Below are 20,443 nucleotides of genomic sequence, written 5' to 3'. Positions count from 1 at the left end.
TGAGCCGGACATGACCCCAGTTCGGCTCGCGCTGGTGCCGGGCGAGCCGGCGGGAGTCGGTCCGGAACTCTGCGTCCGTCTGGCGCAGCAACCCCGCGATTACGCCCTGACGGCCTTCGCCGATGCGCGCACCCTGCGCGCCGCGGCGCAGGCCGTTTCGCTACCGCTGCGCCTGCTGGGCCCGGACGATGCGGCAACGCGGCCCGGCGAGCTGGCGCTGGTGGATATCCCGAACGCGGCGCTCCCTGAATTCGGCCAACCCGATCCGCGCAACGCGGCAGCGGTGATCGACGCGCTTCGCGAGGCCGCGCAGGGATGTCTCGACGGCCGCTTCGATGGCGTGGTCACCGGCCCCGTACACAAGGCGGTGATCAACGAAGGCGGCATCGCCTATACCGGCACCACGGAGCTGCTGGCAGAACAGGCGGGCCGCGACGTGGTGATGATGCTCGCCAACGACGTGGTACGCGTGGCGCTGGTCACCACGCACCTGCCGTTGCGAGAGGTCGCCGACGCGATCACCGCGCCAGCCCTGGAACGCACCCTGCGCATCACGCACGACGCGCTCCGCCGCGACTTCGGCATCGCCGAGCCGGTGATCGCCGTGCTCGGCCTCAACCCGCACGCCGGAGAGGCGGGGCATCTGGGGCACGAGGAAATCGAGGTCGTCGAGCCGCTGCTGGCACGACTGCGCGACGGCGGCATGCACCTGGTCGGGCCGCTTCCGGCCGATACGGCGTTCCTGCCGGCCAAGCTGCGCGGCTTCGATGCGGTGGTCGCGATGTACCACGACCAGGGGCTGCCGGTGCTCAAGTTCAGCGGGTTCGAGCGCGCGGTGAACCTGACCCTCGGCCTGCCCTACCCGCGCGTCGCGGTCGATCACGGCACCGCGTTGGAGCTGGCCGGCCGCGGCACCGCCGATCCGTCCAGCCTGTTCGCCGCGGCCGACACCTGCGCTCGCATCGCACAGCTCCGCAACCCGACCCGCCAGCCCCCGGCATGATGCCCGCATGAGCACGCGCAGCCCCCATTTCACCGAGCCCGCCAAGAAGCATCTCGGCCAGCACTTCCTGACCGACCGCGGGATCATCGACAACATCGTGCGCGCCGTGGACCCCAAACCCGGCGATCGCCTCGTCGAGATCGGTCCCGGCCAGGGCGCGATCACCTTCCCGCTGCTCGATCGCCACAAGGAACTGACGGTGATCGAGTTCGACCGCGACCTCATCTTCCCGCTAACCGAGGCCGCGCGTGCGCACGGCACGCTGGAAGTGATCCATCGCGACGTGCTCACCGTCGATTTCACCGCGCTGGCGCGCAACGCCGGCGACGAGGGCGGACAGATCCGCCTGGTCGGCAACCTGCCGTACAACCTGTCCTCGCCGATCCTGTTCCATGCGCTGGAACATGCGGCGGCGATCCGCGACATGCACTTCATGCTGCAGAAGGAAGTCGTCGATCGCATGGCCGCCGGGCCCGGCAGCAAGGTGTACGGGCGCCTCGGGGTGATGCTGCAGGCGTACTGCCATGTCACCGCGCTGTTCGACGTCCCGCCGGGCGCCTTCCGCCCGCCGCCGAAAGTGGACTCGGCCGTGGTGCGGATGGTGCCGCGCGCGCCCGAGTCGATCGGCATCGACGACCACGCGCTGTATGCGGCCGTAGTGCGCGACGCCTTCGGCCAGCGCCGCAAGACGCTGCGCAACGCGCTGTCGAACCAGTGCGACGCCGCCGCGATCGAAGCCGCGGGCGTGCGCCCGGATGCGCGCGCCGAACAGATCGAGGTCGCCGACTTCGTGCGGCTGGCCAACTCGCTCGCACGACAGCGCAACGCGTGACGTGACGTTCGCGGCCACGCGGTCTCCACGACGCGTTGACCTATCGTGCACCGCAGCCCCTACACTGTCCGCATGAACCGCAGTACCGACTATTCCTTCGACATCACCGTGGCGACCCGCTACCTCGACAGCCAGTCCGAGCCGGGGCAGGACCGCTACGTGTTCGCCTACACCATCAGCATCCGCAACAACGGCAGCGAGCCCGCGCGGCTGACGCGTCGCCATTGGCTGATCACCGACGGCAACGGCAAGGTGCAGGAAGTCGAAGGCGAAGGCGTCGTGGGCGAACAGCCGTGGCTGCGTCCCGGCGACGATTTCGAATACACCTCCGGCGCGGTGCTGGAGACCACGCACGGCATGATGGAAGGCACCTACACGATGGTGGGCGACGACGGCACGCCGTTCGAGACGCCGATCCCCGCCTTCACCCTGTCCGTGCCCCGCACGCTGCACTGACGGACGCGCCATGAGCATCTGGGCCATCGGCGACCTGCAGGGCTGTTACGACGCGACGCAGCGACTGCTCGAGCGCATCAACTTCGATCCGGCGCGCGATCGCCTGTGGTTCTGCGGGGACCTCGTCAACCGCGGCGGGCAGTCGCTGGAAACCCTGCGCCTGGTGCATTCGCTGCGCGAACACAGCGTGGTGGTGCTCGGCAACCACGACCTCTCGCTGCTGGCGATCGGCGAGCGTCGCGAGGACGAGCAGCGCAAGGTCAATCCCGACCTGCAGCGAATCGTGCTGGCCGAGGATCGCGACGTGCTGCTGGACTGGCTGCGCCTGCAGAAGCTGGTGCACGTGGACCGCTCGCTCGGCTGGATGATGGTGCACGCCGCGCTCGCGCCGCAGTGGACCACGCAGATGGCCGAACGCTTCGCGCGCGAGATCGAGGAGCGCCTGCACGGCGACCAGTTCCGTCGTCTGCTCAAGAACATGTACGGCGACAAGCCCGCGTGGCATCCCAAGCTCGCCGGCATCGACCGCCATCGCGCGATCATCAATGTGTTCACGCGCATGCGGTATTGCACGCCGCGCGGCCGGATCTCGTTCGAGGACAAGGGCGCGCCGGGTACGCAGCCGGTCGGGCTCTATCCCTGGTACGAAGTGCCGGGCCGCGCCGAGCGCGACCTGAAGATCGTGTGCGGCCACTGGTCGACGCTGGGGCTGTTCATCGGTCACGGCGTGCACGCGATCGACACCGGCGCGGTCTGGGGCGGCAAGCTCACCGCGTTGCAGCTGGATACCGACGAGCTGCGTATCGTGCAGGTTGCGGGCCGCGACGTGCCTGCGCAGCCGCCGCGTCCGCGCCCGCCGCACCACGGCGACGACAAGCGCGCGCAGCGTCCACGTCCGAACCACAACGGGCAGCCGCGCCGCCACCACCACGGGCGGCCGCATGCCAACGGACAGCAGGGACCGCGGAACGACGCGCCCGCTTCCGCCCCGGGCCCTTCTGTTGAACGCGATCGGGACTGATCGGGTTGCGGCAATCCGAAGGGAGTTCCAGCGCCCGCTGGAATGACGGTGAAGTGTGGAGGCGGCATCGCGCGCTGATGCGCTTTCAGCCTGGATCCCGGCCTTCGCTGGGATGGCGGTGAAGTGTGGAGCCGGCGGCATCGCGTGCTGATGCGCTTTAAGCCTGGTCTTGGCCTGCGCCGGGATGACGGCGTAAAGCCCCTCTCCCACCGGGAGAGGGGTTGGGGTGAGGGTCGGGGCGTGCGAGCACACTGGCACTCGCGGTGCGCAATCCGCTCGCGCTCCAGAACACGCGTCCGCGTATGCGCGCGCGAAGCAAAAATGGTTTCCAGCGTTCGCTGGAATGACGGTGAAGTGTGGAGCCAGCGGCATCGCGCGCTGATGCGCTTTCAGCCTGGATCCCGGCCTTCGCCGGGATGACGGCGTAAAGCCCCTCTCCCACCGGGAGAGGGGTTGGGGTGAGGGTCGGGGCGTGCGAGCACGCTGGCACTCGCGGTGCGCAATCCGCTCGAGCTCCAGAACACGCGTCCGCATATGCGCGCGCGAAGCAAAATGGTTTCCAGCGTTCGCTGGAATGACGGTGAAGTGTGGAGCCGGCGGCATCGCGTGCCGATGCGCTTTCAGCCTGGATCCCGGCCTTCGCCGGGATGACGGTACAGGCGAGTTAAGCGCGCACGTAATCCACGAACTCGAACGCGAACGCGTGCTTCGCGTCCGCCTCGCGCCGTTCGCGTGCCACCGCGCGCCACTGCGACGCGTCGAATGCCGGGAAGAACGCCTCAGCCCCCTCCACCTGCGTGTCCACATGCGTCAGCAGCAGGTGCGTCGCGATCGGCAGCGTCAGCACGTACACCTCGCCGCCGCCGATCACGCACAGCTCGTCTGCGTCATCGGCTTGCGCGATACGCAGCGCATCGTCGATCGAGCCCACGGCCTGCATCCCGTCGAACGGCACCGCACCCGAACGCGTCAGCACCAGGTTTCGGCGGCCCGGCAGCGCACGACCGAGCGACTGCGCGGTCTTGCGCCCCATCAGCACCGGCTTGCCAAGCGTCAGCGCCTTGAAGCGCTTGAGATCGTCCGGCAGGCGCCACGGCAGATCATTGTCGCGGCCGATCGCGTTATGGCGATCGAGCGCGGCGATCAGGCTCACCTTCATCGTCAGACCGCCACCGGCGCCTTGATGGCCGGCAGCGGGTCGTAGTGCTCGATGGCGATGTCGTCGAAGGCGAAGCCGAAGATGTCCTTCACGTCCGGATTCAGGCGCAACTGCGGCAGCGCGCGCGGCGTGCGCGAGAGCTGTTCGCGCGCCTGATCGAAGTGGTTGGAGTACAGGTGCGCGTCGCCCAGCGTGTGGACGAAATCGCCGACGCCCAGCCCGCACACCTGCGCGACCATGTGGGTCAGCAGCGCGTAACTGGCGATGTTGAACGGCACGCCGAGGAAAATGTCGCCGCTGCGCTGGTACAGCTGGCAGCTCAGCTTTCCGTTCGCGACGTAGAACTGGAACATCGTGTGGCACGGCATCAGCGCCATGCGCGGCAGGTCGGCGACGTTCCATGCACTGACGATCAGCCGCCGCGAATCGGGATTGCGCTTGATCTCCTCGACGACCCAGCGGATCTGGTCGATCTCGACGCCGTCGGCGCCCGCCCAGCTGCGCCACTGCTTGCCGTACACCGGGCCGAGTTCGCCCTGCGCGTCGGCCCATTCGTCCCAGATCGAGACCTTGTTGTCCTTCAGGTACGCGATGTTCGTTTCGCCCTGCAGGAACCACAGCAGTTCATGCACGATCGAGCGCAGGTGCAGCTTCTTCGTGGTGACCAGCGGGAAGCCTTCGGACAGATCGAAACGCATCTGCCACCCGAACACGCTGCGCGTACCGGTGCCGGTGCGGTCGGACTTGTCGGCGCCGTGCTCCAGCACGTGGCGCAGCAGGTCGAGGTACTGCTTCATCGCGATCTCTCCGGCTTACTTCACGGGCACGAACGGCCGCGGTTCCAGCGTCGGCTGCCGGCGCGACCACACGAACAGCCAGAACAGGCCCAGCGCGATCAGCGGCAGGCTCAGCACCTGGCCCATCGTCAGCCAGCCGAACGCGAGGTAGCCGATCTGCGCGTCGGGCACGCGGACGAATTCGACGAGGAAACGGAAGCTGCCGTACAGCAGCGCGAACAGGCCCGACACCGCATAGCGCGGACGCGGTTTGCTGGAGAACCACCACAGCAGCAGGAACATCGTCAGGCCTTCCAGCGCGGCCTGGTAGAGCTGCGACGGATGGCGTGCCAGACGGTCGAGCGCACCGGTCGCGAACTGCGCCTGCAACTGCGGCAGGCTCATGCCGGCCAGCTCCGCTTCGGCGCGCGGGAAAATCACGCCCCAGCCGGCCTGCGTGTACTTGCCCCAGAGTTCGCCGCCGATGTAGTTCCCCAGCCGGCCGAAGCCCAGGCCCGGCGGCACCAGCGGCGCGAGGAAATCGACGGTGTCCATCAGGTGCAGCTTGTGTTTCCACGACCACCACCAGGCCGCGGCCACGACGCCGATCAGCCCGCCGTGGAAGCTCATGCCGCCTTCCCAGATGCGGAAGAGCATCAGCGGATCGCGCAGCAGGTCGCTGAAGGAATAGAAGAAAACGTAGCCGAGCCGGCCGCCGAGCACGACGCCCAGCATCGCGTAGAACAGCAGGTCGCCGTAGGACTGCTCGTTGACGCCCGGCAACCGGCCGGCGCGCACGCGCATGCGGCCCAGCCACCACGCCGTGCCGAAGCCCAGCAGGTACATGATCCCGTACCAGTGCACCTGCAGCGGGCCGAGGTGGAAGGCGATCGGGTCGATCTGGTGCAGGACGGTCATTCGGCGGCTCGGGAAGGCGTCGCCGTATTGTGCCGCAGCCCGGCGCGCCGCGGATCGCCCGGGCCGCGCCGAAGCCGCACGTCAGAGCACGTACGGCAGATCCGGCAACTCGTTGACGTCGTGGGCGCCTTCCTCGCGCGGGAAATGCTCGACGAGGATCGCCGTGAGCGCCTCCACGCCTGCCAGCACGCCGGCTTCGGCCTCTCCGGCGCGAAGCCGCTCTTCGATCAGTTGGCACACGCCGCGCCATTGCTCGTCGCTCACGCGGCCCTGGAAGCCGCGGTCGGCGACGATCTCGATCCGGTGATCGGCCAGCAGCAGGTACAGGAGCACGCCGTTGTTGGCGTGGGTGTCCCACACGCGCAACTGGGCGAACGCCTCGTGCGCGCGGTCGCGGGCCTGCGCGCCCGACATCACGGCGCGCGGATGCAGCGCCGGTTCGACGGCGAAGCAGATCTCGCCGGAATGATGGCGCTCGCTCTCGGCGATCGCGTCGGTGATGCGCTTGAGGCTGTCGCCGGGGAACAGGCGCTTGGCCGATGGCGCGAACAGGTGCTTGAAGAGCCTCATCGCGTGCGCCTCACCAACTGCCGGAGGCGCCACCGCCTCCGCTCATGCCACCGCCGCCACCCCAGCCGCCACCGCCGCCGAAGCCCCCACCCCCACCGAAACCGCCGCCACCCCAGCCGCCACCGCCCCAACCGCCGAAGCCGCGATCGCGTGCGTAGCGACCGGTTGGCGCCGAGGCGAGGCCGAAGAAGAACCGATGAAGGCGCCGATGCCGCCCACCACGAGCAGCGACGACAGCAACCAGGCGGCACCGCCCGCGGCCGCGCCGCCCAGCACGCCGCGGATGAGCGACGGCGCGCGGCCGAAGATCCCGCGAACCACCTGCGCCACGACGAACGCCACGAACAACGCGACCAGCCAGCCGCTTCCGCCGCCCTCTCCACGCGTCGACCGGTGGTCGGCCATCGGCGCGGGCAGCGGTTCGCCGTCGATCAGCTTGACCAGCGCGGCGGTCGCGTCGGTGATGCCGCCGCCGAAGTCGCCGTTGCGGAATTTCGGCACGAGGTATTCCTGGATCACGCGCGCCGAGGTCGCATCGGGAATCGCGCCTTCCAGCCCGTAACCCACTTCGATGCGCACGCGCCGGTCGTTCTTGGCGACCACCAGCAACACGCCGTCGTCGACACCCTTGCGACCGATCTTCCACTGCTCGAACGCGCGCACGGCGTATTGCGCGATGTCCTCCGGCTCCGTCGTCGCCACCATCAGCACCTGAAGCTGGCTGCCCTTGCGCTGCTGCAGCGCCAGCGCCTGCGACTGCAATTGCTGCTTCGTCGCCGCATCGAGCGTGCCGGTGGTGTCGATCACCGGCGAATCCAGCGGCGGAACGGGCGCGAGCTCCTGCGCCTGCGCGATGGCGCACAGGAGCATCAGCACGATCGCGGCGAACCCGCGTCGCCAGGACGCGCCCTCCCCGCGAAGGCGCGGGAAGGACGCGAGGCGGCTGCGCATCGACATCACCGGCTACGACCGGTCAACCGTTCGACGGCGCCGGCTGCTGCTGCGGCGGCTGCGGGGTTTGCGGCGTCTGCGGTGCCTGCGGCTGCGCCGGCGCACCGAAGTCGACCTTCGGCGCTTCCTGGATCTGCGCCTCGTTCTCCACCGTGAAGTTCGGGCGCGCCTTGTGGCCGAACATCATCGCCGTGAGGTTCACCGGGAAGCGGCGGATGGTGGTGTTGTAGTCCTGCACCGCGCGGATGAAGCGCTGGCGCGCGACCGTGATGCGGTTTTCCGTGCCTTCCAGCTGCGCCTGCAGCTGCAGGAAGTTCTGGTCCGCCTTGAGCTGCGGGTAGTTTTCGCTCACCACCAGCAGCCGGCCGATCGCGCTCTGCAGTTCGCCCTGCGCCTGCTGGAACTGCGCGAGCGAGGCCGGGTCGTTCGCGTTGACGTTGATGCTGCCCACGCGCGATCGCGCTTCGGTCACCTGCGTGAGCACCTGCTGCTCGTGGCTGGCGTAGCCCTTCACGGTCGCGACCAGGTTGGGCACGAGATCCGCGCGGCGCTTGTAGTTGTTGAGCACTTCCGACCAGGCGGCATTGGCCGCCTCGTCCTTTTCCTGGATCGTGTTGTAGCCGCAGCCGCTGAGCGTGGCGACCATCACGAGCAGCACGAACGCTTGCACCAGACGGACCATGGGGAACTCCTGAGGTGACGATTGGCCGGCATTGCAGCACCGGGGCGGTCGAGACGCAATGAGGGTCTTGGACAGCTCGTTACGAACGCGTTACGACGCAGCCGGACGCGGGAACGAGCGAACAGGAACGAGGAACGAGTGAAGGCACGCCTGAAACGAAAACGGCCTTCCGCGAGGAAGGCCGTCGTGGGCAGCGATGACCGCCGCGCGTTCTCGTTCCTATCGACTCGACGCCGGGAACATCACTCCGGCTGCAGGCGACGCTGCGCGCGGCGCTTCGCCCACAGGTTGAGGCATTCCACCAGCGCCGAGAACGCCATCGCGCCGTAGATGTAGCCCTTCGGGATGTGCAGCTCGAAACCGTCGGCGACCAGATACACGCCGACCAGCACGATGAAGGCCAGCGCCAGCATCTTGATCGTCGGGTTGTGGTCGATGAACTGGCCCAGCGGCTTGGACGCCAGCAGCATCACGGCCACGGCGAGCAGGATCGCGGCGACCATCACCGGCGTGTGGTTGGCCATGCCGACCGCGGCGATCACCGAGTCGAGCGAGAAGACGATGTCGATGACCGCGATCTGCGCGATCACGCCCATGAACGATGCCTTGGGCTTGGTGTGGATGTCCTCTTCCTCGGACTCGCCGACGATGAGGTCGCGGATCTCCATCGAACCCTTCACCAGCAGGAACGCGCCGCCGAGGATCAGCACCAGGTCGCGCACCGAGATGCCCTGGCCGAACACGTTGAACAGGTCGTTGGTGAGCCCGGCCAGCCACGCCAGCGTGAGCAGCAGCGCGATTCGCGTGATGCACGCCACCGCGATGCCGAACTTGCGCGCCTTCTCGCGCTGCGCGTACGGCAGCTTGCTCACCGCGATGGAGATGAAGACGAGGTTGTCGATACCCAGCACGATCTCGATCGCGCTCAGCGTCACCAGGGTGAGCCACACATGGGGGTCGGTCAGCAGTTCGATCACTTTCGATTTCCTACCTGATCAGAGCAGCCGGGGCAGCACGATCGCGCCCCAGGTCAGCAAGACGTTCATCATCACCACGAACACCGCCGCAGAACCCATGTCCTTCGCGCGGCCGGCCAGTTCGTGGAATTCGGGGCCATAGCGTTCGATCACCGCCTCCACCGCCGAGTTGAGCAGCTCGACGCTGAGCACCAGCATCATCGAGCCGATCAGCAGCACGCGTTCCACCGGCGTCTGCCCGAGCCACCAGCCCAACGGGGTGAGGATCACGAACAGGTACACCTCCAGGCGGAAGGAGGACTCGTGCAGCCAGGCGGCACGCAGGCCCTGCATCGACCACTGGGTGGCTTTGGCGATCCGCGCCGGACCGCGCGGAAGGTGTCCGAATTCGTCGGCCATGCGTTGGACTCAGGCCGCCGGCCGGGCGCGACCGGCCCCGCGCACGACGGGGACGCGGCCGGGAATCCCGGCGGGCGCGCACACGGCATGGAGCGGATCGACGATCGGCATGGAGGCGGTCGTGGAGGAAAAGGTCGCGGACGGGCCGCGGCAGGGGGCCGATTTTGCCACAAACCCCTGAACCCACCCGGGCCGTTGGTTGGGCTTGGCGCCTGTCATGGGCCGGTAGCAGGTTTTTCGCGCCCCCTTAGCGGGCCGGGCCGTAGCCTGACCGACCCGCCCGGAGGATGCGCCATGTCCCGCTGCGCGTTGCTCGCCCGCCTGGAGGCCAAACCGGGCAAGGAAGAGGAAGTCGAGCGCTTCCTGCGCGGCGCCCTGCCGCTGGCCGAGGCCGAACCCGGCACGCGGACCTGGTTCGCGCTGCGCTTCGGTCCGACGTCCTTCGGCATCTACGACACCTTCGACACCGAGGCCGCCCGCCAGGCGCATCTGGACGGCCCGATCGCCGCCGCGCTGATGGAACGCGCCGGCGAACTGCTGGCCAGTCCGCCCCAGATCGACCGCGTCGACCTGCTCGCGAGCAAGTTGCCGCATTGAGCGGCCGCTTCACGTTCGTCTTCGGAAGTTTCCCCACAGGCGCAACCGCGCCGCCCACGTCCATGGAGGTCGTATGAGTGTCCCCACCACTCCCGAGGGTTATCACAGCGTCACGCCGTACCTGGTCGTCGACAACGCCAGCGCTGCGCTGGACTTCTACCGCGATGCGCTCGGCGCGCAGGAGATCTACCGCCTGCCGATGGGCGGCAAGATCGGCCACGCCGAGATCCGCATCGGCAACTCGATGCTGATGCTGTCGGACGAATGGCCCGACATGGACGCCTATGGGCCGAAGCATCGCGGCGGCGCGACGGCGACGTTCGTCGTATACGTGCCGGACGTGGACGCGGCGTTCGACAAGGCCGTGCGCAGGGGCGCGAAGGTCGACCGTCCCGTGCAGGACCAGCCCTGGGGCGATCGCATGGGCACGGTGGTCGATCCGTTCGGCCACAAGTGGAGCCTGGCCACGCACGTCGAGGACGTATCGCCCGAGGAACTCAAGCGCCGCATGGCGGAATGGCAGGACCAGCAGGCGACGGCGTAGGTCGCGCTTTCTAGCCCCTCTCCCGCAAGCGGGAGAGGGGTTGGGTGAGGGTCGCGACGTGCGGATGCGCTCCCGCTTGCGAGGCGTTGCCGCAATTCGAAGATCAAGATGGATTCCAGCGTTCGCTGGAATGACGATGACACGTGCGTTGGGCCAGACGCTTGGGAGCCCCCGGCATTCGCCGCCGCGACAGGCCCGCCCTTACTCCTCGTGGATCGCCGTCCCCCGGCTGCCATCGGGCTTGATCCAGCCGCGGAACATGCTGCCGCTGTTGAACGGCATCGCGATGTTGCCGTCGCGGTCCAGCGCGATCGCGCCGCCGTCGCCGCCGGCCTGGGTCACGATCTTGTTGACCACGTCGTTCGCCGCGACGTCCAGCGAATCGCCGCGGTACGCCACGCGCGCGCAGATGTCGTGCGCGACGGCGTTGCGGATGTAGAACTCGCCCCAGCCCGTGCCGGAAACGCCGCAATTCTCGTCGGCCCACGTGCCGGCACCGATGATCGGCGCATCGCCGACGCGGCCCCACTTCTTGTTGGTCATGCCGCCGGTGCTGGTCGCGGCGGCGATGTGGCCCTGCGCATCCAGCGCGACCGCGCCGACCGTGCCGAGGTACGTCGGCGGATCGAGCGTGCCGTCGAACGCCTGCCGCTTGCCGGAGGCGGCCTCCTTGGCTTCCTTCGCCTGCGCGCGTTGCAGCTGCTCGCGGCGCTTGTCGGTGTCGAAGTAGCTGTTGGGCACGCGCTGGATTTCGGGATGTTCGTCGGCGAACGCTTCGGCGCCCTCGCCGGCCAGCATCACGTGCGGGCTCTTCTCCATCACGGTGCGCGCGAGCTTGATCGGGTTGCGGATCGTCGTGACGCCGGCGATCGCGCCGGCGCGGCGCGTGTGGCCTTCCATGATCGCCGCGTCGAGTTCGTGCCCGCCCTTCGCGTTGAACACCGCGCCCTTGCCGGCGTTGAACTGCGGCGCGTCTTCCAGCACGACGACCGCCGCGGTGACGGCGTCGAGCGCGCTGCCGCCGCGGCTGAGCACGGCGTTGCCGGCGTCGAGCGCGCGGTTCAGGGCTTCGTGGTACGCCTTGCGCTCGCCGGGGGTGATCGACTGCAGCGGCACGAAGCCGGCGCCGCCGTGGATGACCAGCGCGGTCTTGCCGGTGGCCGGCGCTTCGGCTGCGGGAAGGTTGAAGGACATGGCGAGCAGGACAGCAAGCGGGAGCGCGAGACGCATGGCAAGGCCGGATGGGGACTTCGGCCGAGCATAGCGACTTTTTCCCATGCGACAGAGTCGCAGTCTGGCGGACGTTCGGGCCTTCGCGTCTGTCGTGGCGCTCCGTCCGCCCGCCAATGGCGCGCGTCCCGTCGCCCCTGGTCGTCCTCCCAGTCGTTCCGCGTGGAGCGTCCCGCCCTTCGGAAGACGGGATCGCGACGGGGCGTTGGATCCCCGCCTACGCGGGGATGACGGTGATGTGGGCCGGCGCCCACGGAGTGCCCGTGCGCGGCGTTTGCCGGGATGCCGCGCCCTTACTGCTGCCGCAACGCCTCGATCGGATCCAGCTGCGATGCCTTTCGCGCCGGGTAATAGCCGAAGAAGAGACCGGTCATGATCGAGAACGTCGCGGCCAGCGCGATCACCTGGCCGTTCAGCGCCACCGGCAGGTCGCTGAAGCGTCCGACCACCAGCGCGCCGGCGATGCCGATCACGATGCCCAGCACGCCGCCGCCGAGCGACAGCAGCATCGCCTCGGCGAGGAACTGTCGCCGCACGTCCGATGGCCCCGCGCCGACCGCCATGCGCAGGCCGATCTCGCGGATGCGCTCGGTCACCGACACCAGCATGATGTTCATGATCCCGATGCCGCCGACGATCAGCGAGATCGTCGCTACCGCGCCGAGCAGCAGCGACATCAGGCGCGTCGTCGCGGTTCGCGTGGCGACGATCTCGGAGATGTTGCGCACGTTGAAGTCGTCTTCCTCGCCCGGCTTGATGCGATGGCGCTGGCGCAGCAGCGCTTCGACTTCGCCCTGCGTGTAGGACAGGTCCTTCGCGTCGGCCACCGTCAGCGCGATCTGCATCACCGCGCCGGAGGGCAACCCCATCGCGCCCAGCAGGCGACGGCGCGCGGTTTCCAGCGGCACCATCACCACGTCGTCCTGGTCCTGGCCGAAGCCGCCCTGCCCCTTCGGGTTGAGCGTGCCCACGACGGTGAACGGGACGCGTCCCAGGCGGATCGTCTGCCCGACGCCGGTTTCGTCGCCGAACAACGTGCGCCGCACGGTCTCGCCGATGATCACCGACTTGCCGGCGCTGGTGTAATCCTGCGTGTCGAAGCCCGCGCCGTTGGCGATGGTCCAGCCGTTGATGTCGAAGAAATCCGCCTGCACGCCCTGCCAGCTCGTCGACGCGTTGTTCTCGGCGTAGACCACCTGCGTGTTGCCGCGCAACGCGCCGGCGACGTACTGCACTTCGGGGATCTCGTTGCGGATCGCGTCGACGTCGCCCTCGTTGAGCGTGAAGAAGCTCGACGAACTCATGCGCACGCCGCCACCGCCCGGCCCACGTCCCGCGCCGGGGCTGATGTCCAGGCGCTGGGAGCCCAGGCCGGATACCATCTTGTCGATTTCCTGCTGCGTGCCCTGGCCGACCGAGACCATCACGATCACCGCCGCGATGCCGATGATCACGCCGAGCGAGGTCAGCGCGCTGCGCATCCAGTTGCCGCGCAGCGCGTAGATCGCGGTGCGCAGGATGTCGGAGAAGTTCATGCCGCGCCCTCCGGATGCAGCTCGCCGTCGCGCATGACGTAGGTGCGGTCGGCGTGCGCCGCGACGTCGGCATCGTGCGTGATCAGCACCACGGTGTGGTCGTCGTCGCGCAGGCGCTTGAACAGCGCGAGGATCTCCTCGCCGGTGCGGCTGTCGAGCGCGCCAGTCGGTTCGTCGGCAAGCAGGATCGGCGGACGGTTGATGAGCGCGCGCGCGATCGCCACGCGCTGCTGCTGCCCGCCGGAAAGCTCGCTGGGTTTGTGGCCGACGCGTTCGCCCAGGCCCACCGACACCAGCGCTTCGCGCGCACGTTCCAGGCGCTCGTGCGGCGGCACGCGCGCGTAACTCAGCGGCATTGCGACGTTATCCAGCGCGCTCATGCGCGGCAGCAGGTTGAAGCCCTGGAAGACGAAGCCGATCTTGTCGCGACGCAATGCCGCCAGTTCCTCGGCATCCAGCGTGGCGACGTCGACGCCATCGCATTCGTAGACGCCGGCCGTGGGCGTGTCGAGGCAGCCGATCAGGTTCATCAGCGTCGACTTGCCCGAGCCCGACGGCCCCATGATCGCGACGAACTCGCCGCGATCGATGCGCAGGTCGACACCGCGCAGCGCCTGCACCTCGGCCTCGGTGTGCGCCGCATAGGTCTTGCTCAACGCGCGGGTGAGGATCACCGGCACGTCCGGCCGTTCGCGCGGGGCCGTGCTCATTCGCGTGCGGCCCGTTCGCCGGTCACGATCGCATCGCCCGCCTGCAGGCCACCGCCGGAGATTTCCGTGTCGGTGCCGTCGCTCGCGCCCAGGCGCACCATCACCGGCTGCGGCTTGCCGTCGACGAGCTTGTAGACCTGCACGCGCTTGGCGTTGACGAGGTTCGCTATGGCGGCGTCCCACTGCTTCTTCTGCGCGTCGTCGAGCGTGGCGCGGAAGGCGGCGAAGTCTTCCTTGAAGCGATCGGTCATGCGCTGGCGCATCTGCGCCTGCAGGTTGCCGGCGCCCGCGCCGCCCACCATCACCGGGCCACGCCCGCCGCCACCACCACCGCCGAAGAGGCGATTGCCGCCGCCGGATTGCGTGGCCTGCTGCTGTCGCGCCGCCTGCCGTGCACGTATGGCCTCGGCGGCGGTGTCGAAGGCGGCCTGCTGGTTGGCGTTCAACTTCATCGACGCGGCGGTGCGCGCCAGATCGTCAAGCATGCCCGTGCCGCCGCGCGGGCCACCGGCGCCCGGCGACGCGCCCGCGGTCGCGCTCTGCGCGTCGTCCGCCGGCTTGTAGCGCAGCGCGGCGTTGGAGATCTTCAGCACGTCCTCGCGCTTGCTGACCTCGATTTCCGCGTTGACCGTGAGGCCCGGCAGCAGCGTGCCGTCGCTGTTGTCGACGGTGACGACGACCGGGTACGTCACCACGTTGTTGGTGGTGGTCGCCGACAGACGCACCTGTTCGACCGTGCCGCGGAACTGGCGGTCCGGAAACGCATCGACGGTGAACGACACGTTTTGCCCGGTGCGCACCTGGCCGATGTCGGCTTCATCCACCGCCAGTTCGATCTTCATCTTCGCCAGGTCTTCGGCGATGGTGAACAGCTCCGGCGCCTGCAGGCTCGCCGCGACGGTCTGGCCGGGTTCGATGCTGCGCGTGAGCACCACGCCGTCGACCGGCGAGCGGATCACGGTGCGTTCCAGGTTCACCTGCGTGGTCTGCGTGGACGCGGTCTGCTGGCGGATCGACGCCTGCGCCGCGTTGACCTGCGCACGCGCCTGGTCGAGCGCCGCCTTGGCGAGGTCGACATCGCTGCGCGCGACGAGCTGACGCGCGCCGAGGTCGCTCTTGCGCTGGTAATCGAGCTGCGCGTTGAGCAGCGTCGCCTGCGCCTGGCTCAGCGATGCGCGCGCGCTGGCGATCTGCGCGTTGCCCTGCGCGATCTGCGCCTCGTAGGTCTTCGGATCGATGCGCGCGATGACCTGGCCCCTGGTCACCGGGTCGTTGAAGTCGACCAGCACGTCGGTCACCTGGCCGGAAATCTGGCTGCCGACGGTAACGGTGGAAATCGCGCTGAGCGTGCCGGTGGAGGAGATCGCCACGCGGATGTCGCCGCGCTCGACCTGCACGGTGCGGAACGCGCCCTCGGCGGCGTCCGCGCCGCGCTTGCGATAGAAGTACACGCCGCCGGCGATCAGCGCGATCGCGACCGCGGCGACGATACCGTGGCGGATCCACGGCGTGGGCTTGCGTGCATTGCGGGACGACGGGCGGGCTGCGCTCATGGGGCTCGATCGAAGGGTTATGCCGGCGCGAACGCACCAGCGTCGTGTGCGTTGACAACGGGGCGGCGGAATCGTTCAGGCGTCCATTCTCCCTCCCCCGCTCGCACGGGTGAAAAGGGACCGCTTGCGCGCCACTGGCGTGGGCGTCAGGGCGAACTTCCTCGCGAGCGAGCCACCTGCAACTCATCGCATCGCACGCCCCGCCCCTCACCCGAACCCTCTCCCCGGGGGAGAGGGGCTCAGCATCACCGCGCGAAGCGGATCACCGCCGTCGTGCCCTGCCCCGGCGCGCTCGCCAGACTCACCGGCCAGCCGAAGCGTTCGCCGAGGCGGCGCACGATCGACAGGCCCATGCCCTTGCCGTCGCTGTCGGCGGAATCCGCGCGGAAGAACGGGTCGAACGCCTTGGCCAGGATTTCCGGCGACATGCCGATGCCGCTGTCGCGGATGACGACGCGATCGGGCATCAGCCGCACCTCGATCTCGCCCGATTCGGTAAACCGCGCCGCGTTGCCGAGCAGGTTGCCGACCATGACCCGCAGCACGTGCGGCGGCGCGACCAGGCGCGGCGCGCCTTCGTCGTGCAGGCTCACGGTGACGGGGCGGTCGCCCAGCAGCGGGCGGATGCGTTCGACTTCGGCGGTGACGATGTCGCGCACCTCGAACTCCTCGCTCTGCGGCGCCACGTCGGCCTCGCGCGCGAGGATCAGGAACGCCTCGATCACCGCTTCCATGTCGCGCCCGGCCTGCTGGATGCGCGAGAGCGAACGCCGCGTGCGCGAGCTGTTCTCGGTGTCGGCCAGCATCAGGTCGGTCGCGACGCGGATCACGGTGAGCGGCGTGCGCAGCTCGTGGCTCGCATCGCGGGTGAAGTTGCGTTCGCGCTGCACGAAATCGCCCACGCGCTGCGACAGGCCGGTGAGTGCACGCGACAACTTGCGCACCTCGTCCCCGGCTTCGGCCGGCAGATGCGCCGAAGCGATGGCACTCGCGTCGGGATCGCGCGGGTCCCAGTGCGCGACCTGGTTCGCCAGCCAGCTCACCGGCGTGACCATGCGCTTGGAGGTGCGGTACGTCATCCAGATCAGCACGCCGCTGGTGACCAGCGACAGGATCAGCGACACCAGTCCGGTCAGCAGCACCGACTGATCGGCGAGCCAGGCGGAAAAGATGATGTACAGCGTGCCCTGCGGGCGCCGGTCGATGTACACCAGCCGTCCGCTGTCGGGCAGCCGCTGCACGCCGCTGCCGGTCACCGTGCGCAGTTCCGCCGGAAGCGGCGCCTGCAGGTTGCCCGGCACCACGAGGTAGCTCGACATCGTCGAGCTCCCCGGCAAGCGGTGCGAGGGGTCTTCGGCGTAGGCGTGCCAGAACGCCTCCGCCTCCTGCGCCACGCGTTGCTCGACGACTTTCTGGCGCACGATGATGCCGGTGAGCAGGATGCCCACCGTGATCACGATGCTGCCGATCAACGCCTGCGTGATGAACGCGAGTTTGATCCTGCGCGGAAGTCCGTGCGCCATGTGCTGCCGTTACTCGGGCGGCTGCGAGATGTCGGCCACGCGATAGCCCGCGCTCTGCACCGTGTGCAGCAGCTGCTTGTCGAAAGGCTTGTCGATGGTCTTGCGCAGGTTGTACAGATGGCTGCGCAGCGTGTCCGAATCCGGCAGGCCGTTGCCCCAGATCTCGCGCTCGATTTCCTGCCGGCTGACCACGCGCGGCGATTCGCGCATGAGGATCGTCAGCAGGCGCAGGCCGATGGGCGAGAGCTGCAGCTCGCTGCCGCCACGCGTGACGCGCAGGCTGGCCGGATCGAGTACGAGGTCGGCGACCTTCAGCACTTCCCCGCCGACCTGGCGACGTTCGCGACGGATCAACGCGCGCAGGCGCGCTTCCAGCTCCTGGATCGCGAACGGCTTGGTGAGGTAGTCGTCGGCGCCGGCGCCCAGGCCGGTAAGCTTCTCGTCGAGCGTGTCGCGCGCGGTGAGCATGAGCACCGGCGTCGACTTGCGCGCTTCCTCGCGCAGCTTCTTGCACAGCTCCACGCCGTCCATGCGCGGGAGCATCAGGTCCAGCACGATGACGTCGTAGTTGTTTTCCGTCGCCAGCCGATAGCCGTCGAGGCCGTCGCTCGCGTAGTCGACCTCGAAGCCACGGCCCTCGAGGTATTCACCGACCATCTCTGAGATGTTGCGGTTGTCCTCGACAATGAGGACCAGGCCGCCATCCCGTGTTCCGGTACCCTGCATGCAAAACCTCCCGACGCTTCAGCTTTGTGAAGGCTGCCGGGCCGCGGGTGGAGAGGCCGTGAAGGCCCACCACAGAACCTGAACGAAACCCTAGCGAATCCTTCCCATGCCCCTGGAACGCATCCTTCCCATCGCCCTGCTGCTGGGCTCGAACGTCTTCATGACCTTCGCCTGGTACGGCCACCTCAAGTACAAATCCGCGCCGCTGATGGTGGCGATCTTCGCCAGCTGGGGCATCGCGTTCTTCGAGTACTGCCTGATGGTGCCGGCCAACCGCATGGGCAGCTCAGTCTACTCGGCGCCCCAGCTCAAGGGCATGCAGGAGGTGATCACGCTACTGGTCTTCGCGGGCTTCTCCGCGTGGTACCTGGGCCAGCCGCTGAAGTGGAACCACTGGGCGGGCTTCGCGCTGATCGCCGTGGCGGCGTGGTTGATCTTCCTGGAGTGACGCGGGTCGCGTCGTTCGCGCCATCATTTTTTTGCACCGTCATCCCGGCGAAAGCCGGGACCAGGCCATCAACCGATCCGATCGTCCCCGTCATTCCAGCGAAAGCTGGAACCCATCTTGATGTTCATGCGGCTGCATCGCGCCCGCTCTTGTAGCCCGGGTAAGCAAAGCGCACCCGGGGTGGCGTGACAGCTCCCGGGTGCGCTTCGCTTACCCGGGCTACAAAAGCTGGTCTTCCTGTAGCGGGCGCGTTCGCGGTAGCGATCACCTTCGCGAACGTCATCCCGGCGAAAGCCGGGACCCAGGCCATCAACCGATCCGATCGCCCCCGTCATTCCAGCGAAAGCCGGAGCCCATCTTGATGTTCATGCGGCTGCATCGCGCCCCGCTCTTGTAGCCCGGGTAAGCGAAGCGCACCCGGGTGGGCGTGACAGCCCGCGGGTGCGCTTTGCTTGCACGGGCGACACAAGCCAGAAGCCAGAAGCATTGCGAGCGCGGCCGAAGCGGCAGCTAGAACCGGATCTTTCCGCTGAGGATGTCCTTGAACATCACCCAGTCGCCGACGAACGAATAGAGCGGGTGCTTGAACGTCGCCGGCCGGTTCTTCTCGAAGAAGAAGTGCCCCACCCACGCGAACCCGTAACCGCAAACCAGCGCGGCCAGCAGCCACCACGCGTTGCCCAGCACGATCGCCAACGCGACCAGCACCAGCACGCCGCAACTGCCGATGAAATGCAGGCGCCGACTGGTGCGGTGGCTGTGTTCGCTCAGGTAGAACGGGTAGAACTCGCGGAAGCTGGCAAAGCGCGGCATGTCATCCTCCGGTGTCGGGCGCTCAGGCCTTTTCGTCGGCCTTGGCGCGATTCCAGAGGCGATCCTGCGCCTGCAGCGGCAGGTCGGCAAGCGAGGTTCCGTCGGCCTGCGCGAGCGCTTCCATCGCGCGGAAACGCCGTTCGAACTTGAGGTTCGCCCGGCGCATCGCGGCGCCGACATCCACCTGCGCATGACGCGCGAGATTCGCGCAGACGAACAGCACGTCGCCGATCTCGTCCTCCAGCCGATCGCGCGCGGCCGCATCGCCCGGGTTCGCGTCGAGTGCGGCGAACTCCGCGCGCACCTCGTCGATTTCCTCGTGCAACTTGGCGAACACGGGCGTCACGTCGGGCCAGTCGAAGCCGACGCGCGCGGCGCGTTTCTGCAGCTTCGTGGCGCGCTGCCACTCGGGCAGCCCGCGCGCGATACCGGCGAGCGCGGAACGGTCTTCGTGCCCGTTCGCCTCGCGCTCGCGGCGCTTGGTTTCCTCCCACGCGATGGTCTGCGCCTCGGCGTCTTCCACGGACGCATCGGCGAAGACGTGCGGATGGCGACGCACCATCTTGTCGCAGATCGCAGCGACCACGTCGCCGAACGCGAACGCGCCCTGCTCCGACGCCATCTGCGCATGGAAGACCACCTGCAGCAGCAGGTCGCCGAGCTCGTCCTTCAGGTCGGACAGGTCGTTGCGGTCGATCGCGTCGGCGACTTCGTAGGCCTCTTCGATCGTGTACGGCGCGATGGTCGAGAAGTCCTGTTCCAGATCCCACGGGCAACCGCCGTTCGGATCGCGCAGGCGCGACATGATGTCGAGCAGGCGCTGGATGTCGTGGGGGTTTTGCATGTGTTCGTTTCCGAAGATGATTTCGTCAGCGGTCAAGTGTTGGCCGTCGTCACGCCTGTCGACTGTCAGCCCTGTTTACCGTCATCCCGGCGAGGGCCGGGACCCAGGCTGTCTGGCCTTCCGCAACAGAGCATCGCGATCGTCGAACTTTGCGAGCCTGGGTCCCGGCCTTCGCG

At 68.3% G+C, this 20,443-nt stretch carries 22 protein-coding genes and 1 pseudogene; 7 read left to right on the top strand and 16 right to left on the bottom strand.

The window, feature by feature from the left end:
* The first annotated feature begins 10 nt into the window (after positions 1-10).
* The 4 genes from pdxA to LA521A_RS04360 all read left to right on the top strand — a co-directional run bounded on the left by pdxA (position 11) and on the right by LA521A_RS04360 (position 3,312).
* Complete coding sequence (gene pdxA / locus LA521A_RS04375; protein WP_281781141.1) at positions 11-1,003, top strand: 4-hydroxythreonine-4-phosphate dehydrogenase PdxA; 993 nt, start codon at positions 11-13, stop codon at positions 1,001-1,003.
* Between the two features lie 7 nt (positions 1,004-1,010).
* The gene (gene rsmA / locus LA521A_RS04370; RefSeq protein ID WP_281781140.1) at positions 1,011-1,835 is read left to right on the top strand and encodes a 16S rRNA (adenine(1518)-N(6)/adenine(1519)-N(6))-dimethyltransferase RsmA; all 825 of its coding nucleotides are present in this window, start codon (positions 1,011-1,013) and stop codon (positions 1,833-1,835) included.
* A gap of 72 nt (positions 1,836-1,907) precedes the next feature.
* Positions 1,908-2,291 (top strand): Co2+/Mg2+ efflux facilitator ApaG/CorD, encoded by a 384-nt coding sequence (apaG, locus tag LA521A_RS04365; RefSeq protein ID WP_281781139.1) that lies wholly within the window; start codon positions 1,908-1,910, stop codon positions 2,289-2,291.
* A gap of 10 nt (positions 2,292-2,301) precedes the next feature.
* The gene (locus LA521A_RS04360) at positions 2,302-3,312 is read left to right on the top strand and encodes a symmetrical bis(5'-nucleosyl)-tetraphosphatase (RefSeq protein WP_281781138.1); all 1,011 of its coding nucleotides are present in this window, start codon (positions 2,302-2,304) and stop codon (positions 3,310-3,312) included.
* Positions 3,313-3,976: 664 nt separating this feature from the next.
* Here LA521A_RS04360 and LA521A_RS04355 read toward each other — a convergent pair.
* The 8 genes and pseudogenes from LA521A_RS04355 to LA521A_RS04320 form a co-directional block, all read right to left on the bottom strand.
* The gene (locus tag LA521A_RS04355) at positions 3,977-4,471 is read right to left on the bottom strand and encodes a dihydrofolate reductase (RefSeq protein WP_281781137.1); all 495 of its coding nucleotides are present in this window, start codon (positions 4,469-4,471) and stop codon (positions 3,977-3,979) included.
* A 2-nt stretch (positions 4,472-4,473) separates the two neighbouring features.
* Positions 4,474-5,268, bottom strand: a complete 795-nt coding sequence (locus LA521A_RS04350) for a thymidylate synthase (RefSeq protein WP_281781136.1) — start codon at positions 5,266-5,268, stop codon at positions 4,474-4,476.
* Between the two features lie 15 nt (positions 5,269-5,283).
* Positions 5,284-6,165, bottom strand: a complete 882-nt coding sequence (lgt, locus tag LA521A_RS04345) for a prolipoprotein diacylglyceryl transferase (protein ID WP_281781135.1) — start codon at positions 6,163-6,165, stop codon at positions 5,284-5,286.
* 81 nt (positions 6,166-6,246) lie between these two features.
* Positions 6,247-6,735: a TPM domain-containing protein gene (locus tag LA521A_RS04340; protein WP_281781134.1), complete on the bottom strand. Its 489-nt coding sequence runs from the start codon at positions 6,733-6,735 to the stop codon at positions 6,247-6,249.
* A gap of 10 nt (positions 6,736-6,745) precedes the next feature.
* A pseudogene (locus LA521A_RS04335) lies at positions 6,746-7,605 on the bottom strand (TPM domain-containing protein).
* Positions 7,606-7,708: 103 nt separating this feature from the next.
* Positions 7,709-8,368, bottom strand: a complete 660-nt coding sequence (locus LA521A_RS04330; protein WP_281781133.1) for a LemA family protein — start codon at positions 8,366-8,368, stop codon at positions 7,709-7,711.
* 242 nt (positions 8,369-8,610) lie between these two features.
* Positions 8,611-9,345, bottom strand: coding sequence for a TerC family protein (locus LA521A_RS04325; RefSeq protein WP_281781132.1), 735 nt, complete (start codon positions 9,343-9,345; stop codon positions 8,611-8,613).
* 18 nt (positions 9,346-9,363) lie between these two features.
* Entirely contained in the window at positions 9,364-9,744 is a 381-nt protein-coding gene (locus tag LA521A_RS04320; protein WP_281781131.1) for a diacylglycerol kinase, read from the bottom strand.
* Between the two features lie 294 nt (positions 9,745-10,038).
* Between LA521A_RS04320 and LA521A_RS04315 the strand changes: the two genes are divergently transcribed.
* The gene (locus LA521A_RS04315) at positions 10,039-10,341 is read left to right on the top strand and encodes a putative quinol monooxygenase (RefSeq protein WP_281781130.1); all 303 of its coding nucleotides are present in this window, start codon (positions 10,039-10,041) and stop codon (positions 10,339-10,341) included.
* 73 nt (positions 10,342-10,414) lie between these two features.
* Complete coding sequence (locus LA521A_RS04310) at positions 10,415-10,885, top strand: VOC family protein (RefSeq protein ID WP_281781129.1); 471 nt, start codon at positions 10,415-10,417, stop codon at positions 10,883-10,885.
* Between the two features lie 201 nt (positions 10,886-11,086).
* On the opposite strand, the gene LA521A_RS04305 is transcribed toward LA521A_RS04310, so the two are convergent.
* The 6 genes from LA521A_RS04305 to LA521A_RS04280 all read right to left on the bottom strand — a co-directional run bounded on the left by LA521A_RS04305 (position 11,087) and on the right by LA521A_RS04280 (position 18,162).
* Positions 11,087-12,115, bottom strand: coding sequence for an isoaspartyl peptidase/L-asparaginase family protein (locus LA521A_RS04305; RefSeq protein ID WP_281781128.1), 1,029 nt, complete (start codon positions 12,113-12,115; stop codon positions 11,087-11,089).
* Positions 12,116-12,408: 293 nt separating this feature from the next.
* Positions 12,409-13,650 (bottom strand): ABC transporter permease, encoded by a 1,242-nt coding sequence (locus LA521A_RS04300; RefSeq protein WP_281781127.1) that lies wholly within the window; start codon positions 13,648-13,650, stop codon positions 12,409-12,411.
* Positions 13,647-14,360 carry an ABC transporter ATP-binding protein gene (locus LA521A_RS04295; RefSeq protein WP_281781126.1) on the bottom strand — a complete coding sequence of 238 codons (714 nt, stop codon included), beginning with the start codon at positions 14,358-14,360 and terminating at the stop codon, positions 13,647-13,649. Before LA521A_RS04295 ends, LA521A_RS04300 begins: the two co-directional genes overlap by 4 nt.
* On the bottom strand, positions 14,357-15,913 hold the full coding sequence (locus tag LA521A_RS04290) for an efflux RND transporter periplasmic adaptor subunit (protein WP_281781125.1): 1,557 nt from the start codon (positions 15,911-15,913) through the stop codon (positions 14,357-14,359). The genes LA521A_RS04295 and LA521A_RS04290 overlap by 4 nt, the downstream gene beginning before the upstream one ends.
* Before the next feature lie 245 nt (positions 15,914-16,158).
* The gene (locus LA521A_RS04285; protein WP_281781124.1) at positions 16,159-17,436 is read right to left on the bottom strand and encodes a sensor histidine kinase; all 1,278 of its coding nucleotides are present in this window, start codon (positions 17,434-17,436) and stop codon (positions 16,159-16,161) included.
* A gap of 9 nt (positions 17,437-17,445) precedes the next feature.
* On the bottom strand, positions 17,446-18,162 hold the full coding sequence (locus LA521A_RS04280) for a response regulator transcription factor (protein WP_115843669.1): 717 nt from the start codon (positions 18,160-18,162) through the stop codon (positions 17,446-17,448).
* A gap of 106 nt (positions 18,163-18,268) precedes the next feature.
* Here LA521A_RS04280 and LA521A_RS04275 point away from each other — a divergent pair, with 106 nt between their 5' ends.
* Positions 18,269-18,610 carry a DMT family protein gene (locus tag LA521A_RS04275; RefSeq protein ID WP_281781123.1) on the top strand — a complete coding sequence of 114 codons (342 nt, stop codon included), beginning with the start codon at positions 18,269-18,271 and terminating at the stop codon, positions 18,608-18,610.
* Between the two features lie 510 nt (positions 18,611-19,120).
* Here LA521A_RS04275 and LA521A_RS04270 read toward each other — a convergent pair.
* Both LA521A_RS04270 and mazG read right to left on the bottom strand, forming a co-directional pair.
* The gene (locus LA521A_RS04270; RefSeq protein ID WP_281781122.1) at positions 19,121-19,423 is read right to left on the bottom strand and encodes an Mpo1-like protein; all 303 of its coding nucleotides are present in this window, start codon (positions 19,421-19,423) and stop codon (positions 19,121-19,123) included.
* A 22-nt stretch (positions 19,424-19,445) separates the two neighbouring features.
* The gene (gene mazG, locus LA521A_RS04265) at positions 19,446-20,267 is read right to left on the bottom strand and encodes a nucleoside triphosphate pyrophosphohydrolase (RefSeq protein WP_281781121.1); all 822 of its coding nucleotides are present in this window, start codon (positions 20,265-20,267) and stop codon (positions 19,446-19,448) included.
* Positions 20,268-20,443 lie beyond the last annotated feature (176 nt).

This window comes from Lysobacter auxotrophicus (assembly GCF_027924565.1).
GTDB classification, from domain to species: domain Bacteria; phylum Pseudomonadota; class Gammaproteobacteria; order Xanthomonadales; family Xanthomonadaceae; genus Lysobacter_J; species Lysobacter_J auxotrophicus.
Note: the sequence above shows the minus strand (reverse complement) of the source record. Positions and strands in the feature narration are given on the sequence as shown.

Coding starts and splice junctions, on each gene's coding strand:
- pdxA (WP_281781141.1), top strand. CDS start 11: ATGACCCCAGTTCGGCTCGCGCTGGTGCCGGGCGAGCCGGCGGGAGTC.
- rsmA (WP_281781140.1), top strand. CDS start 1,011: ATGAGCACGCGCAGCCCCCATTTCACCGAGCCCGCCAAGAAGCATCTC.
- apaG (WP_281781139.1), top strand. CDS start 1,908: ATGAACCGCAGTACCGACTATTCCTTCGACATCACCGTGGCGACCCGC.
- LA521A_RS04360 (WP_281781138.1), top strand. CDS start 2,302: ATGAGCATCTGGGCCATCGGCGACCTGCAGGGCTGTTACGACGCGACG.
- LA521A_RS04355 (WP_281781137.1), bottom strand. CDS start 4,471: ATGAAGGTGAGCCTGATCGCCGCGCTCGATCGCCATAACGCGATCGGC.
- LA521A_RS04350 (WP_281781136.1), bottom strand. CDS start 5,268: ATGAAGCAGTACCTCGACCTGCTGCGCCACGTGCTGGAGCACGGCGCC.
- lgt (WP_281781135.1), bottom strand. CDS start 6,165: ATGACCGTCCTGCACCAGATCGACCCGATCGCCTTCCACCTCGGCCCG.
- LA521A_RS04340 (WP_281781134.1), bottom strand. CDS start 6,735: ATGAGGCTCTTCAAGCACCTGTTCGCGCCATCGGCCAAGCGCCTGTTC.
- LA521A_RS04330 (WP_281781133.1), bottom strand. CDS start 8,368: ATGGTCCGTCTGGTGCAAGCGTTCGTGCTGCTCGTGATGGTCGCCACG.
- LA521A_RS04320 (WP_281781131.1), bottom strand. CDS start 9,744: ATGGCCGACGAATTCGGACACCTTCCGCGCGGTCCGGCGCGGATCGCC.
- LA521A_RS04315 (WP_281781130.1), top strand. CDS start 10,039: ATGTCCCGCTGCGCGTTGCTCGCCCGCCTGGAGGCCAAACCGGGCAAG.
- LA521A_RS04310 (WP_281781129.1), top strand. CDS start 10,415: ATGAGTGTCCCCACCACTCCCGAGGGTTATCACAGCGTCACGCCGTAC.
- LA521A_RS04305 (WP_281781128.1), bottom strand. CDS start 12,115: ATGCGTCTCGCGCTCCCGCTTGCTGTCCTGCTCGCCATGTCCTTCAAC.
- LA521A_RS04300 (WP_281781127.1), bottom strand. CDS start 13,650: ATGAACTTCTCCGACATCCTGCGCACCGCGATCTACGCGCTGCGCGGC.
- LA521A_RS04295 (WP_281781126.1), bottom strand. CDS start 14,360: ATGAGCACGGCCCCGCGCGAACGGCCGGACGTGCCGGTGATCCTCACC.
- LA521A_RS04290 (WP_281781125.1), bottom strand. CDS start 15,913: ATGAGCGCAGCCCGCCCGTCGTCCCGCAATGCACGCAAGCCCACGCCG.
- LA521A_RS04285 (WP_281781124.1), bottom strand. CDS start 17,436: ATGGCGCACGGACTTCCGCGCAGGATCAAACTCGCGTTCATCACGCAG.
- LA521A_RS04280 (WP_115843669.1), bottom strand. CDS start 18,162: ATGCAGGGTACCGGAACACGGGATGGCGGCCTGGTCCTCATTGTCGAG.
- LA521A_RS04275 (WP_281781123.1), top strand. CDS start 18,269: ATGCCCCTGGAACGCATCCTTCCCATCGCCCTGCTGCTGGGCTCGAAC.
- LA521A_RS04270 (WP_281781122.1), bottom strand. CDS start 19,423: ATGCCGCGCTTTGCCAGCTTCCGCGAGTTCTACCCGTTCTACCTGAGC.
- mazG (WP_281781121.1), bottom strand. CDS start 20,267: ATGCAAAACCCCCACGACATCCAGCGCCTGCTCGACATCATGTCGCGC.